Here is a 14,865-nt window from a genome sequence, read left to right as displayed (position 1 = left end):
GAGTCGGGGGTGGTGGTTGGGGGGCGCTTCGCAACGGTTCGCCGGGAAGGGTTCGCGGGAGGGGCGAAGGAGGGGGCGAGGGAGGAGGCGGGGATTGCGGGGAGCCTAGGCCCGCCTTCAACAAAACGTCAATGGATGAACCTACGAGGGTTCAGCGCGGCAGCAGCACACCGGCCAACCGCTCCCCCGCGACCTCGGCCAGCTCGGCGGCCCTGGCCATGCTGTCCCCGGGCTGTTCGGCCAGGTCGGTCAGCGCGATCGCGGCGGCGAAACCGGCCGCCCGCCACTGCGGCTCGGCGAGTTCCAGCCGGCCCGCCACGGCAGCCACCCGAACCCCCGCCCGGGCGGCCGCCGCGGCAACCCCGGCGGGGGCCTTGCCGTGGAGCGTCTGCGCGTCCAGGCAACCCTCGCCGGTCACGACGAGGCGTGCCCCACGCACGGCCTCGTCGAAGCCCAGCAGGTCGAGCAGCAGCTCGATGCCGGGTCGCATGGTGGCGCCGAGCAGGGCGAGGGCGGCGAAGCCCACCCCGCCCGCGGCGCCGGCGCCGGGGGCCTCCCGGACGTCCCGTCCGGTGGCTTCGGCGACGAGGTCGGCGAACCGGGTCAGTCCTTCCTCCAGGACCACCAGGTCGTCGCCGTCCGCGCCCTTCTGCGGGCCGTAGACGGCGGTGGCGCCGCGCGGCCCGAGCAGCGGGTTGTCCACGTCGCAGGCCACCACGATCTCGACACCGCGCAGCGCGTCGGCCAGCGGGCCGAGCTCGATCTCCGCGAGCCTGCGCAACGCGGCACCGCCGGGCGGGAGTTCGGCGCCGTCGGCGTCCCGCAGGCGCACCCCGAGCGCCTGCACCATGCCCGCACCGCCGTCCGTACAGGCGCTGCCGCCGAGCCCCAGCACGATCCGCTTGACGCCGAGCGAGACGGCCCGGGCGATCAGCTGGCCGACCCCGAAGGACCCGGCCGCGAGCGGGGCGGTCCGGCCGCCGGGCAGCCGGGCGAGGCCGGAGGCCTGCGCCAGTTCGACGACGGCGGTGTCGCCCCGGACGGCGAGCGCGGCGTCCACCGGCAGACCGGTCGGACCGGCCACCTTGGCCGGGACGCGGTCGAAGCCGGCCGCGAGCGCGGCGGCCAGGGTGCCCTCGCCGCCGTCGGCGACGGGCAGCTCGCGCACCTCGGTGCCGGGCGCGGCGCGGCGGATGCCGGCGGCGATCCGGGCGGCCACCTCGGCGCCCTCCAGGCTGCCCTTGAACTTGTCGGGAGCGACGACCACATGGCCCTGGCGGGGGGTGGGGGGCATGGTGCGGTCCTCGCTTCCGTACGGGTGTGGCGGTGGTACTGCGACGTGCGTCAAGCATGTGCCCGGAGGCCTGGGGGTGCGAGCCCCTCGGCCGGACCGGTGTGAACGGGCCCTGCCCGGACCGGTGTGAACGGGCCCGGCGTGAACGGGCCCTGCCCCGGGAGGGTGCGGCCCCCTCCCCGCCGTTCCCCCCGTCCCGCTTCCGACGTACGGGGGGCTCCCCTCGGCGGGGAGGGGGCCGGGCGACGCGCAGGCACGACCGAAGTGCCCCCTGGTGGGAGTGCGCATCACCGGCTGGATCGACCGGCGGGCGGGCGGATGAGCCCCAGCCCGCACGCCGGTCGGGTTCGACCTCCTGGCGGCGCGGGCACGACCGGATGGGTACACGCCGCCAGGAGGAGTTCGGGACGGGGGCTCCGCGCGGGAGCCCCCGAGGGTGTTACGCGACCTCGCGGCCGGAGAGCCGCTCGACGCCGCGCAGCAGCGCCGAGTGGTCGAGCGAGCCGTCGCCGTTGGCCCGGGCGGAGGCGACCAGCTGGGCCACCACGGCGCCGACCGGCAGCGCGGCGCCCACGGCGCGGGCGGCGTCGGTGACGATGCCCATGTCCTTGTGGTGCAGGTCGATCCGGAAGCCCGGGGCGAACTCGCGGTTCAGCATGTTCGCCTTCTTGCGGTTGAGCACGGTCGATCCGGCCAGGCCGCCGCCGAGCACGTCCAGCGCGGCCTGCAGGTCGACGCCGGCGTTCTCCAGGAAGACCACGGCCTCGGCCAGCACCTGGATGTTGACGGCGACGATCAGCTGGTTGGCGGCCTTGACGGTCTGGCCGGCGCCGGCCGGGCCGACGTGGATCACCGTGGTGCCCAGCGCGTCGAACAGCGGCTTGGCCTCGGCGAAGTCCTCGGCGGCACCGCCGACCATGATCGACAGGACGGCCTCGACGGCACCGGCCTCGCCGCCGGAGACCGGGGCGTCCAGCGTGCGGACGCCCTTCTCCTTGGCGGCCGCCTCGACCTTGATCGAGGTCTGCGGGGTGATCGAGGACATGTCGATCACCAGGGTGCCGGGCTTGGCGTTCTCCAGCACACCGCCCTCGCCCAGGATGACCTGCTCGACGTGCGGGTCGGCCGGGACCATGGTGATGACGACCTCGGCGTCCCGCACCGCGTCCGCGATGGAGGCGGCGCCGTGGCCGCCGGCCGCGACCAGGGCGTCGATCTGCGGCTGGGTGAGGTTGAAGCCGGTGACGTGGTGGCCGGCCTTGACCAGGTTGGCGGCCATCGGGCTGCCCATGATGCCGAGGCCGATGAAGGCGATCTTGCGGCTCATCGCGTCGAGTTCCTTACGTGTGCGGGGTTGGAGGGTGGGTCGGCGGCGCGTCGCGTCGCGGCTCGGCGAGCGTTACCCGGCGGCGCGCAGCTCGCGCGGCAGCCACCCGAAGCTGTCGGCGCTGACGCCGGCGGAGGGGCGGTACTCCAGGCCGATCGGGCCGGTGTAGCCGGCGGCGGTGAGCCGGGCGAACAGGTCCTCGAAGTCCAGGCCGCCGGTGCCGGGCTCGTTGCGGCCCGGGTTGTCGGCGATCTGCACGTGGCCGATGCGGTCGGCGTACGTGTCGATGACCTGCGCCAGGTCCTCGCCGTTCTTGGCCAGGTGGTAGAGGTCGCACAGGAACCGGGCGTTGCCCAGGCCGGTGGCGGCATTGACCTTGTCGACGACCTCGACCGCCGCGGCGGCGGAGACCAGCGGGTAGTCCGGGGACTCGGCCCCGTTCAGGGCCTCGATCAGCAGGACCGCGCCGATCCCGTGCGCCGCCCGGGCGGCGAGCACCAGGTTCTCCAGCGCGAGGGCGTCCTGTTCGGCCGCCTCGACGCCCTTCACCCGGTTGCCGTACAGCGCGTTGAGCGCCTTGGTGCCGAGCGAGCCGGCGATCCCGGCGGCGACCGGGACGTTGGCCCGGAAGCGGTCCCGCTCGGACGGTACGGAGACCGTCCCGCGGGCGCCCCTGCCCAGGTCGTCCAGGAAGTTGAGGCCGGTGAGCCGCACCCCGGCGTCGGTGAACGCCTTGCGGAGCGCGTCGATCTCGGCCTCCGAGGGGTCGTGCTCCTCGCCGAAGGGCCACCAGAGCTCGGCGGCGGTGAAGCCGGCCGCGGCGGCCGCGGCGGGGCGCTCCAGGAGGGGCAGCTCGCCGAACAGGATCGACAGGTTGACCGTGAAGTGGTGCTTGGCAGCGGCCGTCACGTCAATCACCTCTCATCTCTCTTCCGTCATCCGCAACTTCCACGATCCGGAAGAGGGATTCTGTGTGGTGGAAGCATCTCCGGACGGCGAAGCGAGTGTCAAGGGCGTCGCAACAATTTGTTGAAGACGCTCGGAGCGCACTCCGCCACCCCGGACCCGGCTGTTCGATCACCCAGCCCCTGCCCGCCCGCACCCCCGCTCGATACAGTGATCCCGTGCGATTGATGGTGGAGTTCACGACAGAACCGTTCGAACTGGACACGTTCCCGGAGCACGCCGCGGCGGCCCGCAAGGCGGTCGACGACGCCGGCCTGGCCGTGTCGGTCGGCCCCTTCGGGACCGGCGCCGAGGGCGAGGCCGACCAGGTCCTCGCCGCGGTGACCAAGCTGCTCCGGGAGACCCTGGACGCGGGCGCGACCCGCATCTCGGTCCAGGTCAGCGTCCTGGACGAGGAGGGCGGTACGCCGTGACCGAGCACGTCGAACACCCGCTCGCCGCGGCGATAAAGCCGCTGCTGGACGCGGTCGGCGCGTCGCCCGTCCCACTGGACGAGGCGAAGCCCGAGGACGTCGTCCTGGAGTGGGAGGGCACGCCGGCACTGGCCGTCCGGCTGCCCCATCTCAGCAGCGCGCTGGACCGGCTGCTGGCCGAAATGACCCGCCAGTTCGACGGCCGCCCGCTGGCCGAGCTGGACCGGCTGGAGAAGCAGCGGGTCGTCGCCCTGCTGGAGGAGCGCGGCGCCTTCACCGTCCGCCACGGCGTCGAGACGGTCGCCTCGGCCCTGGGCGTCAGCCGCTTCACGGTGTACAACTACCTGAACCGCCAGGACGGCTCGAAGTCCTCCTGACGAGCTCCCCGAAGCCCCTCGCGGGGGCTTCCGAACGGGTGACCCCGTCGGTGCGGCCAGTCTGGACCGGCCCGCGACGGGGCACACTTGGCGAATCGCACACGAAAGGGCCCGGCACGGCTGGCCGGTTCAAAACGTAACCACCAACCGTTCAACAAAGTGTTGACGGCCGGGTGGGGTCGATCTAGCTTTTCCGGGTGGCACCACTCTTCAGGAGGTCCACCCGTGACCAACCACCCCCACGCCCTTGACGCCCTGGCCGCGGCCGACGCCGCCGAGCTGGAAGCGATCCTGCTGGAGGTATGCTCCAGCCCCCGCTGGGCCGCCGCCGTGGCGGAGGCCCAGCCCTGGTCCGACCGCGGGGCCCTGCTCGCCGCCAACGCGGCGGCCATGGCGTCGCTGACGGCCGAGGACCTGCGCGACGCGATGGCCGGCCACGCCCGGATCGGCACGCCCAAGCCGGGCGACGCCACCTCCGAGCGCGAACAGGCCGGGATCCAGGGCGTGGACCAAGCGGTCCTCGACGAACTGCGCGAGGCCAACGCCGCCTACGAGGCGAAGTTCGGCCACGTGTTCCTGATCTGCGCCACCGGCCGCACCGCGACCGGCATGCTCGCCGCCCTGCGCGAGCGCCACCCCAACGACGCCGCCACCGAGGCGGAGATCGTCCGCGGGGAGCTGCGCAAGATCAACGACATCCGGCTCAACCGTCTGATCGACACCGCCTGATCGACACCGCCTCATCGGCACCCCCGATCGACACCGCCCGATCGACACCGGCCCGACAGCTCCTGATCGTCCGTCAGCCCGTGTCACTCCCGCACCCGGACAGGCCGGCATGTCACAAGGAAACTGACGCGCCATCACCTCTGCCATCAGTAAGGTCACTTCACCCATGACTGGCATCTCCACCCACGTGCTCGACACCAGCCTCGGCCGCCCGGCCGAGGGTGTCCCGGTCGAGCTCGCACTGCACACCGAGGGTGGCTGGCAGGTGCTCGGCACCTCCGCCACGGACTCCGACGGCCGGGTCAAGGACCTCCCGGCCGTGGAGGCGGGCTCGGTCGTCCGGCTGCTCTTCGACACCGGCGCCTACTACGCGCTCAAGTCCGCGGAGCCGCCGTTCTTCCCCGAGGTCTCGATCGTCTTCACGGTCGCGCCCGAACAGCACCACTACCACGTGCCGCTGCTGCTCAACCCGTTCGGATACTCGGTCTACCGCGGAAGCTAGTAGACCGACCTGGAAGCTCTAGGAGCCACGTCATGGCCCACGTGCTCGGTCAGAACCAGTACGGCAAGGCGGAGAACCGCATCGTCCGGATCTCCCGCGACTCCACCCGGCACGAGATCAAGGACCTGAACGTCTCGGTCTCCCTCCAGGGTGAGTTCGAGGACGTCCACCTCACCGGGTCCAACGCCAACTGCCTCCCCACCGACACCACCAAGAACACCGTCTACGCCTTCGCCAAGGAGTACGGCATCGAGTCGGCCGAGGCCTTCGGCATCGTCCTGGCACGCCACTTCGTCGACGACACCGAGCGCGGCGTCGTCCACGGCGCCCGGATCCGGATCGAGGAGTACTCCTGGGACCGGATCAAGACGCCGGACAGCTCGGCCCGCTTCATCGGCTCGGAGGAGGTCGGCCACTCCTTCGTCCGCAGCGGCCAGGAGGTCCGCACCACCGAGATCTCCTACGACGGCGAGACCGTCCGGGTCATCTCCGGCCTCAAGGACCTCGTGGTGATGAACTCCACCAACTCGGAGTTCTGGGGCTACATCAAGGACAAGTACACCACCCTGCAGGAGGCGTACGACCGCATCCTCGCCACCCAGGTCACCGCCCGCTGGAAGTACGGCTACAGCGGCAGGGAGGGCGAGGCCCAGCCCAACTGGAACCGCTCCTACGCCCACGTGAAGCGGCACATGCTGGAGGCGTTCGCCGAGACCTACTCCTACTCGCTGCAGCAGACCCTGCACGCGATGGGCACCCGGGTCCTCAACAACCGCGCCGAGGTGGACGAGGTACGCCTCGAACTGCCCAACAAGCACCACTTCCTCGTCGACCTGGAGCCCTTCGGCCTCAAGAACGAGAACGAGGTCTACTACGCCGCGGACCGCATGTACGGCCTGATCGAGGGCACCGTGCACCGCGAGGGCGTCGTCCCGGTCATCCCGGTCGTCTGACCTCCTCCACCCGTGGACACCGCCCGGAATCGCCGCACCCTCCGGCCCTCGCAGGCCGGTCGAGCCCGGGCGGGCAGGTCCGCGCGCACCACCCGCACCACCCGTTTCTCCACCCGCACCACCAGTTTCTCCACCCCCACCCACCGGAGTTCGTGTCTGCCTCGCGGCGGCCGGCCCGGGGCACTGGAGAAGCACCCCGAGGAATCCTTGCTCCGCCGTCCCGTCCTCGGGGGGTCTCCAGCGCCGCGGGCGCGCCGGGAGCCACGGGCACAAGAGGGGCTCGACATGGCACCCAGCAACACCAGCAGTACAGACGGCGGTTCCACCCCTGCAAGAACCCACGGCCCGGAGGACTCACCGGCACACCTCGCCGGTGATCCCTCCGGCCACGGGCCCCACCCCGTGGACGAGTTGCTGCCCCCGGTGAAGCTGGTCTCCACCGGCCTCCAGCACGTCGCCGCGATGTACGCGGGAGTCGTCGCACCCCCGCTCATCGTCGGCGCCGGCGTCGGGCTCTCCCCCGCCGAACTCGCCCTGCTCATCTCGGCCAGCCTGTTCACCGCCGGACTGGCCACCCTCCTCCAGACGCTCGGCGTCTGGAAGATCGGCGCGCGGCTGCCGTTCGTGAACGGCGTCTCCTTCGCGGGGGTCGCGCCCATGATCGCCATAGCGAAGGAGCACGGACCGAAGGACGCCCTCCCGGTGATCTTCGGAGCGGTGATCGTCGCGGGGGTCCTGTGCTTCCTCGCGGCGCCGTACTTCTGCAAGCTCATCCGGTTCTTCCCCCCGGTCGTCCAGGGCACCGTGATCACCCTCATCGGGGTGTCCCTGCTCCCGGTGGCGGTCAACTGGGCGCGCGGCGGCTCGCCGAGCGCCCCCGGGTACGGCTCCATGCGGGCCATCGGCCTCGCCGCGACCACCCTCGTCGCGGTGGTGCTCTGCAACCGGCTGCTGCGCGGCTTCTGGCAGCAGCTGTCCCTGCTCATCGGCCTGGCGTTCGGCACCCTGATCGCCCTCCCGCTGGGACTGGCCGACTTCGGCGCGGTCCGGGACGCGAAGGTCTTCGCGCTCCCCTCCCCGTTCCACTTCGGCGCGCCGATGTTCGACGCTGCCGCGATCGCCTCGCTCTGCATCGTCATGGTGGTCTCGATGACCGAGTCCACCGCCGACATGCTCGCGCTCGGCAAGATCGTCGACCGCGAGGCCGACGAGCCCACCCTCGCCGCCGGCCTGCGGGCCGACGGCCTGGCCACCGCGCTCAGCCCCGTCTTCAACGGCTTCGCCGCCAGCGCCTTCGCCCAGAACATCGGGCTGGTGGCGCTGACGAAGATCCGCAGCCGCTTCGTGGTCGCGGCCGGAGGCGGCATCCTCGTCCTGCTGGGGCTGTTCCCCGTGCTGGGCTCGGTCGTCTCCCTGGTGCCGCAGCCCGTCCTCGGCGGCGCCGGGATCGTGCTCTTCGGCACGGTCGCGGCGAGCGGCATCCGCACCCTCGCGGAGGCGGGCATGGAGTCCAGCTCCCACACCATCCTGGTGTCGGTCTCCCTCGGCGTCGGCATCATCCCGATCGCGGTGCCGACGTTCTACGACTCCTTCCCGGAGGCCGTCCGGACCCTGATGCACTCGGGGATCTCGGCCGGCTGCGTGATGGCCGTCCTGCTCAACCTGCTCTTCCACCACGTCGGAACCACCCGCCGGTCCAGATCCGGCCAGGCCTCCGGCGCGACGGTGCCGACGGCGACACCGTCCTGACCGGCCCGGGAGGGGCGCGTGCCACCCGCACACGCCCGACGCGCACCCCTCCCGGCCCTCCCCCCTAGGAGTGACACCATGGCAGTCCAGCCCCCACCCGCCGACCAGCGGATCGTGATCGAGAACGTCGCGATCGCCACCGTGGACGCGAACGACACCGAGTACGCCCGCGGGCACGTGGTCATCCTCGGCAACACGATCGAGGCGGTCGGCTCCGGCCCCGCCCCCGCGTGGCTGGACAACGTGGTGCGCCGGATCAACGGCGAGGGCCACCTGGTCACACCCGGCCTGGTCAACACCCACCACCACTTCTACCAGTGGATCACCCGCGGCCTCGCCCAGGACGACATCCTGTTCGACTGGCTGGTCGCCCTCTACCCGACCTGGGCCCGGATCGACGACAAGCTCGTCCACGCCGCCAGCCAGGGCTCCGCCGCCGCCCTGCTCAAGTCCGGCTGCACCACCGCCTCTGACCACCACTACGTGTTCCCCAGGGACGGCGGCGACATCCTCGGCGCCTCGATCGAGGCCGTCCAGGAGCTCGGCCTGCGCTTCACCGCGCTGCGCGGCTCGATGGACCGCAGCAAGAAGGACGGCGGCCTGCCGCCGGACCACGCCGTCGAGGAGCTGGACGACATCCTGGCCGCCTCCGAGGCCGCCGTCGACCGGTACCACGACTCCTCCTTCGGCTCGATGCTGCACGTCGCCATCGCGCCCTGCTCGCCCTTCTCGGTCTCCACCGACCTGCTCCGCCAGTCCGCCGAACTCGCCCGCCGCAAGGGCGTCCGGCTGCACACCCACGGCTCGGAGACCGCCGAGGAGGAGCAGTTCTGCAAGGAGCTGTTCGGCATGGGCCCGACCGACTACTTCGAGTCGGTCGGCTGGCTCGGCGAGGACGTCTGGATGGCGCACTGCGTCCACATGAACGACTCCGACATCGCCAAGTTCGCCGAGACCGGCACCGGCGTCGCCCACTGCCCGTCCTCCAACGCCCGCCTCGCCGCCGGCATCGCCCGCGTACCCGACATGCTCCGGGCCGGCGTCCCGGTCGGCCTCGGCGTGGACGGCACCGCCTCCAACGAGTCCGGCGAACTCGGCACCGAACTGCGCAACGCGCTGCTCATCAACCGGCTGCACGGCTCCCCCAAGGCCCTCACCGGGCGGCAGGCGCTGCGCCTCGGCACCATGGGCGGCGCCCGGGTGCTCGGCCGGCAGGACGAGATCGGCTCGATCGAGGTCGGCAAGCTCGCCGACCTGGCGCTCTGGAAGATCGACGGGGTCATGCACTCCTCCATCGCCGACCCGGTCGCCGCCCTCACCTTCGGCGCGCTGCCGCCCCTGTCGGTGCTGTTCGTCAACGGCAACGCGGTGGTCGAGAAGGGACAGCTGACCACCGTCAACGAGGACCGCATCGCCCGCGACTGCGCCCGTGCCGCCAGGGAGCTCGCGGCCCGGCCGGTCTGACGCACCCTCGGACTCCGGGGCGCCCAGGGACGGTGCGCACCCGGACTCCGCGCACCCCGCCGCGGGTGCGCGGACCGCGGCCCCGGACCCACGGCGAGGGTCCGGGGCCGCGGCGCGCCCGGCCCGGCCGGCTCCCACCCCCGTGGGGAACCGGCCGGACGGTCTCAGGAGGGCTCCGGAGCGCTCCCGGGGTCACTGGACTACGGTCGGCCGCTCCCCGCTCCCCGCTCGCCGCTCCTCGCTCCCCGCTCCTCGCTCCTCGCTCCGACTTCGGGTCCGGGTCCGGCTCAAGCTCCGGCCCCGGCCCGGCTCCGGGTCCGTGTCCGGGTGACGGCCGGGAGCGCGGCACCCGCGAGGGCGAACACAGCCGCCAGGACCGCCCAGCCGACCGCACCGTGGTCCACCACCGTCAGGCCGACCACCACCGGACCGAGCACGTGCGCCGCCGCCTGGCCGCTCATGAAGACGCCCTGGTACTCGCCGTGGGACCGCGGATCGGCCAGGTCCAGGCTCAGCGTCCAGCCGCCGGCCGAGGTGAGCAGCTCGCCGAGGCTGTGGACCAGGGCGCCGAGCAGGATCGCCGCCGTGGCCACCGCCGCCGGGCCGAGCTGCGCCGCCGCGTACAGCAGGCAGCCGCCCGCCAGCAGCAGCGCACCCCGCAGACAGGCCCGCGCCGCCGACGGGACGTCCACGACGCCCCGGCTCGCCCGCACCTGGAACACCACCACCAGCAGGCAGTTGACCACGTTGACGGCGGCCACGACGGCCGCGGGCGCATCCGTCGCGAGGACGGTCCAGAGCGGTATCCCCACGCTGAGCAGCGCGAGCTGCAGCTCCAGGACGGCGTGCAGCGCGGCCACGAGCAGGTAGCGGCGGTCGCGCAGGGCTGCGCCCCGGGTCCGCACCGGAGCGCCGGCGCCGGCGTCCCGACCGTCCGTCACGTCGGCGACGGGCAGCCCCGCCAGGAGCACCGCGGCACCGAGGAAGCTGACCGCGTCCAGGACCATCACGGTCACGTACCCCGCGTAGCTGTCCGCCTGCAGGGCCAGGGCCGCGCCGCCCGAACCGACCACCAGACCGGCGTTCATCACCGACCGCAGCAGCGCCCGCGAGTGGACCTGCCGCTCCGCCGGGAGCACCCGGGCGATCAGCGCGCTGCGCACCGCCGCCGCGCCGCGCTCCAGCAGCGTCGCCACGCAGGCGAGCGCGACGAAGGCGGCGAAGGAGTGCACGAAGGCGTAGCCGAGGACGGCGACGGCCTCCAGCGGCCCGACCACGAGCAGCAGCCGCTTGCTGCCGACCCGGTCGGCGAGCCGCCCCGCGGGCACCCCGGCGAACACCCCGCAGACGCCGGCCGCGGCGAGCCCGAGCGCCGTCCGGCCCGGGGTCAGGCCGACGGAACGGGTCAGGAACAGCACGCTGACCGTCACGAACAAACCGTTGCCGATGTTGGTCACCAGGCTCATCAGGGCGAGTCGGCGCACCAGCGGGTCATGACGGAGGAGGCGTCCGGAACTGGCCGGACGCGCGGCGGTCGTAGTCATGGCAGAAGGAGACCGGGGTTCCCGAAGCCGCGGAACTCTTTTACCGTTGCGGTCAATGTTCGAGTTCCGCTTGGGCGTCGACGACCTCGCCGCCACCTGGTTCGGCTACTCCGCCCTGCAGGAGGCGGTGTTGAGCATGCGCGCACGCCTCTGGCCGGGCCGCTACCCGGAGCAGCAGCCGTGGATCGCGGGCTGGCAGGAGCGCTACCAGACGCTGGACACCGCACTGTTGGAGTCGATGATCGCGCCGGTCGGCTTCGTGCCCGACTTCCTCACGCCACGTCCGCTCGGCCCCCGCCCGGACTTCGCGACGGAGGTGGAGCGGCTGGCGGCCACGCCCGCGGAGGTGGTGCGGGCCGACGTGCTGGAGGCGTACCGGGGCGGCGGGAATCCGAGCCCGCTGCCGCCGGTGCTGACCTCGCTGATCGACGACCCGGCGGCCCTGGCCGTCCGGCTGGCCGAGGCGCTGGACGACTACTGGACGCACTGCCTCGCCCCCGCCTGGTGGCCGCGCGCCCGGTCGGTGCTGGAGGCGGACATCGCCTACCGGGGGCGGATGCTCTCGGAGCGCGGGGCGGAGGGGCTGTTCGCGGACCTCGACGCCCGGCTGACCTGGCACGCCGGGGTGCTGCGACTCGTCGACCCGCACCCGGCCGTGAAGGCGGTGGGCACCACCGTGGACGTCGCGGGGCGGGGGCTGGTGCTGATCCCCACGCTGTTCGGGCTCGGCGCGCAGACCGACGTCACCCAGGCGGGGCCGCCACTGGTCTGCTACCCGGCCCGCGGCAAGGCGACGATGGCGGAGGGGCTGGGTGCGCAGCTGCCGTCGGCGCGGGCGGGCGCGGCGCTGGTGCGGCTCATCGGGGCGCCGCGGGCGCGGCTGCTGGTGATGCTGGAGACCCCGGCGAGCACGACGGAGCTGGCGCAGCGGCTCGGGGTCACCCCGGGTGCGGTCAGCCGCCACCTGGGCGCGCTCGCCGCGGCGGGCCTGCTGGACCGCACCCGGCACGGCCACCGCGTCCTGTACCGGCGCAGCCGGCTGGGCAACGCGCTGGTGGCTGGCGGGGACGGGTGACAGGGGCCGGCGAACAGGGTTCAGCTGACAACTTTCATCATCTGTCAGCTGTCATTCGTCGGTCGTCATCCGTCGGTCGTCGGTCGTCGGTCGTCGGTCGTCGGCTGAAGGCTGTCGGCCGCCGACTGCTCCGTCTCCGCCCCCCGCCGCCGTCAGGCCGAGCGCCCGATCGTCGCCAGGTAGGCGCGCCAGCCGCCGTGATGGGTGATCTCGCGGTGCACCCCGCGCTCGACCTCCCCCCGGGCGAGCAGCATGGAGAAGCAGGCGGAGCCGTCCGCCAACGTGATGACGCCCAGCTCCAGTTCGCGCGGCTCGCCGGGCAGGATGACGTCCCGCAGCCGCTCCAGGCTGACGTCGTACAGCTCACCCTCGATGGCGGTGTCGACGTTCGGGTCGGGCAGCAGCCCCGGGCAGACGTCCGTGCCGCCGCTGTGGTCGATGGAGAAGAAGCGGTAGCCGGGTGCGGTCCGTACGGGCCCGATCAGCGCGTCGGCGACCTTGGCGTGGAACGGGCCGCCGACCATCGCCTGGCCGTTGAAGAAGATGCGCGGCATGGGTGGACTCCTCGTGGGAAAGGCCGTTCCGTACGGCGACGAGAGGACAGGTGGATTCGTCGCCGTACGGAACGGAGTAACGGGCCGCCGGAGTGCTACAGCCTGGCAGGCGTCGGCGCCGGCGGCGGCGGACTACGTTGGTCTCAGCCCAGCAGGGGCAGCGCGGGGAGGGTCAGGAAGTCCGCGAACTCCTCGGCCAGGGCGACCTGTTCGAAGAGCTTGGCGGCCTCGCGCCAGCGGCCGGCGCTGTAGGCGTCCTCGCCCAGCTCGGCGAGGAGTTCGGCGAGCTCCGTGGCGACGAGCGCGCGGACCAGCTCGGCGGTGGCCTTCTCGCCGGTGTCGGACAGCACGACCCCGTTGTGGATCCACTGCCAGATCTGCGAGCGGGAGATCTCGGCGGTGGCGGCGTCCTCCATCATGTTGAAGATGGCGACCGCGCCCAGCCCGCGCAGCCAGGCCTCGATGTAGCGGATGCCGACCTGGACGGCGTTGTGCAGCCCCGCGTGGGTGCAGGTGCCACCGGCGCCGGCGATGTCGAGCAGCTGGGCGGCGGTGACCGGCTCGGACGGGCCGGGGTCGTCCTTCTGGTCGGGCCGCTCGCCGAGGACCGCGTCGAAGGAGGCGCGGGCGACGGGCACCAGGTCGGGGTGGGCGACCCAGGACCCGTCGAAGCCGTTGCCGGCCTCGCGGTCCTTGTCGGCCTTGACCTTCTCCAGTGCGGCCGCGTTGACCTCGGGGTCCTTGCGGCTGGGGATGAACGCGGCCATGCCGCCGATCGCGTGGGCGCCGCGCCGGTGGCAGGTCTGCACCAGCAGGCGGGTGTAGGCGGCCATGAACGGCGAGGCCATGGTGACGCTGTTGCGGTCCGGCAGGATGTAGTGCTCACCGGCGTCGCGGAAGTTCTTGACGATCGAGAACAGGTAGTCCCAGCGGCCGGCGTTGAGGCCGGCGGCGTGCTCGCGCAGCTCGTAGAGGATCTCGTCCATCTCGAAGGCGGCGGTGATGGTCTCGATCAGGACGGTGGCGCGGATGGTGCCGTGCGGGATGCCGAGTTCGGCCTGGGCGTGGGTGAACACGTCGTTCCAGAGCCGGGCCTCCAGGTGGCTCTCGGTCTTCGGCAGGTAGAAGTACGGCCCGGAGTTGGGGTCGTCGGCGCCCTTGGCGAGCAGCCGGGCGGCGTTGTGGAAGAAGTACAGGCCGAAGTCGAGGAAGGCGCCGGCGACCGGGGTGCCGTCCACCAGCAGGTGGTTCTCGTCCAGGTGCCAGCCGCGCGGGCGGACCACGACGGTGGCGAGCTCGGCGGCGGGCTTGAGGGTGTAGGCCTTGCCGGCCGGGGTGGTGAAGTCGATCCGGCCCTCGTAGGCGTCGATCAGGTTGATCTGGCCGCTGACCACGTTCTCCCAGGTCGGGGAGGTGGCGTCCTCGAAGTCGGCGAGCCAGACCCGGGCCCCGGAGTTGAGGGCGTTGATGACCATCTTGCGGTCGGTCGGGCCGGTGATCTCGACCCGGCGGTCCTGGAGCGCGCGCGGCGCCTCGGCGACCTTCCAGTCCGCGGCCCGGATGTCGGCGGTCCCGGGGAGGAAGTCCAGCGTGCCGGCCGCCGCGATCTCGGCGCGTCGGGTCTTGCGCCTGGCCAGGAGTTCCTGCCGGCGGCCCTCGAAGGTGCGGTGGAGGCCGACGACGAAGGCCACGGCCTCCGGAGTGAGCACCTCCTCCGCCCGATGGACGCGCGGACCGGCGACAGTGACGACCGGAGCGGCGGGGGAGGTGCCGACGGGCCCCTGATCTGCAGCCATGAGCAGGACACTCCTAAGACGGTTGAGCCTGGCGAAGGGAGCTCCGGTGGGAACTTCCTCGGGTACTTCCTCGATCGATTCCCGCCTGTCGGCGAGATCGATTCTGTAAGGTGGAGACTAGT

At 72.6% G+C, this 14,865-nt stretch carries 14 protein-coding genes; 8 read left to right on the top strand and 6 right to left on the bottom strand.

Annotation, left to right across the window (positions count from 1 at the left end; translation table 11 throughout):
- Window positions 1-151: 151 nt before the first annotated feature.
- The 3 genes from ACZ7KX_RS05530 to ACZ7KX_RS05520 all read right to left on the bottom strand — a co-directional run bounded on the left by ACZ7KX_RS05530 (window position 152) and on the right by ACZ7KX_RS05520 (window position 3,539).
- Complete coding sequence (locus ACZ7KX_RS05530) at window positions 152-1,294, bottom strand: glycerate kinase (RefSeq protein WP_470325420.1); 1,143 nt, start codon at window positions 1,292-1,294, stop codon at window positions 152-154.
- A 439-nt stretch (window positions 1,295-1,733) separates the two neighbouring features.
- The gene (locus ACZ7KX_RS05525; RefSeq protein WP_470325419.1) at window positions 1,734-2,621 is read right to left on the bottom strand and encodes a 2-hydroxy-3-oxopropionate reductase; all 888 of its coding nucleotides are present in this window, start codon (window positions 2,619-2,621) and stop codon (window positions 1,734-1,736) included.
- A 72-nt stretch (window positions 2,622-2,693) separates the two neighbouring features.
- Window positions 2,694-3,539, bottom strand: coding sequence for a TIM barrel protein (locus ACZ7KX_RS05520; RefSeq protein WP_470325418.1), 846 nt, complete (start codon window positions 3,537-3,539; stop codon window positions 2,694-2,696).
- A 215-nt stretch (window positions 3,540-3,754) separates the two neighbouring features.
- Here ACZ7KX_RS05520 and ACZ7KX_RS05515 point away from each other — a divergent pair, with 215 nt between their 5' ends.
- The 7 genes from ACZ7KX_RS05515 to ACZ7KX_RS05485 all read left to right on the top strand — a co-directional run bounded on the left by ACZ7KX_RS05515 (window position 3,755) and on the right by ACZ7KX_RS05485 (window position 9,774).
- Entirely contained in the window at window positions 3,755-4,000 is a 246-nt protein-coding gene (locus ACZ7KX_RS05515; protein ID WP_396548013.1) for a thiamine-binding protein, read from the top strand.
- Complete coding sequence (locus ACZ7KX_RS05510) at window positions 3,997-4,377, top strand: helix-turn-helix domain-containing protein (RefSeq protein ID WP_470325417.1); 381 nt, start codon at window positions 3,997-3,999, stop codon at window positions 4,375-4,377. The genes ACZ7KX_RS05515 and ACZ7KX_RS05510 overlap by 4 nt, the downstream gene beginning before the upstream one ends.
- 225 nt (window positions 4,378-4,602) lie before the next feature.
- Entirely contained in the window at window positions 4,603-5,106 is a 504-nt protein-coding gene (gene uraD / locus ACZ7KX_RS05505) for a 2-oxo-4-hydroxy-4-carboxy-5-ureidoimidazoline decarboxylase (RefSeq protein ID WP_470325416.1), read from the top strand.
- A gap of 166 nt (window positions 5,107-5,272) precedes the next feature.
- Complete coding sequence (uraH, locus tag ACZ7KX_RS05500; protein ID WP_188309321.1) at window positions 5,273-5,608, top strand: hydroxyisourate hydrolase; 336 nt, start codon at window positions 5,273-5,275, stop codon at window positions 5,606-5,608.
- A 32-nt stretch (window positions 5,609-5,640) separates the two neighbouring features.
- On the top strand, window positions 5,641-6,561 hold the full coding sequence (gene pucL / locus ACZ7KX_RS05495) for a factor-independent urate hydroxylase (RefSeq protein ID WP_470325415.1): 921 nt from the start codon (window positions 5,641-5,643) through the stop codon (window positions 6,559-6,561).
- A 285-nt stretch (window positions 6,562-6,846) separates the two neighbouring features.
- Window positions 6,847-8,310, top strand: coding sequence for a nucleobase:cation symporter-2 family protein (locus ACZ7KX_RS05490; protein ID WP_470325414.1), 1,464 nt, complete (start codon window positions 6,847-6,849; stop codon window positions 8,308-8,310).
- Window positions 8,311-8,388: 78 nt separating this feature from the next.
- Complete coding sequence (locus ACZ7KX_RS05485; RefSeq protein WP_350525491.1) at window positions 8,389-9,774, top strand: 8-oxoguanine deaminase; 1,386 nt, start codon at window positions 8,389-8,391, stop codon at window positions 9,772-9,774.
- A 287-nt stretch (window positions 9,775-10,061) separates the two neighbouring features.
- Here ACZ7KX_RS05485 and ACZ7KX_RS05480 read toward each other — a convergent pair whose 3' ends face one another.
- Window positions 10,062-11,318, bottom strand: a complete 1,257-nt coding sequence (locus ACZ7KX_RS05480; protein ID WP_470325413.1) for an MFS transporter — start codon at window positions 11,316-11,318, stop codon at window positions 10,062-10,064.
- Window positions 11,319-11,373: 55 nt separating this feature from the next.
- On the opposite strand from ACZ7KX_RS05480, the gene ACZ7KX_RS05475 reads away from it, so the two are divergent.
- Window positions 11,374-12,393, top strand: coding sequence for a helix-turn-helix domain-containing protein (locus ACZ7KX_RS05475; protein ID WP_470325412.1), 1,020 nt, complete (start codon window positions 11,374-11,376; stop codon window positions 12,391-12,393).
- Window positions 12,394-12,545: 152 nt separating this feature from the next.
- Here ACZ7KX_RS05475 and ACZ7KX_RS05470 read toward each other — a convergent pair whose 3' ends face one another.
- Window positions 12,546-12,947, bottom strand: coding sequence for an allophanate hydrolase-related protein (locus ACZ7KX_RS05470; RefSeq protein ID WP_470325411.1), 402 nt, complete (start codon window positions 12,945-12,947; stop codon window positions 12,546-12,548).
- A 143-nt stretch (window positions 12,948-13,090) separates the two neighbouring features.
- On the bottom strand, window positions 13,091-14,743 hold the full coding sequence (aceB, locus tag ACZ7KX_RS05465; protein WP_470325410.1) for a malate synthase A: 1,653 nt from the start codon (window positions 14,741-14,743) through the stop codon (window positions 13,091-13,093).
- Window positions 14,744-14,865: the final 122 nt, after the last annotated feature.

The organism is Kitasatospora sp. NPDC038210 (genome assembly GCF_055600605.1).
This window is presented reverse-complemented; position numbering and strand designations above follow the sequence as displayed.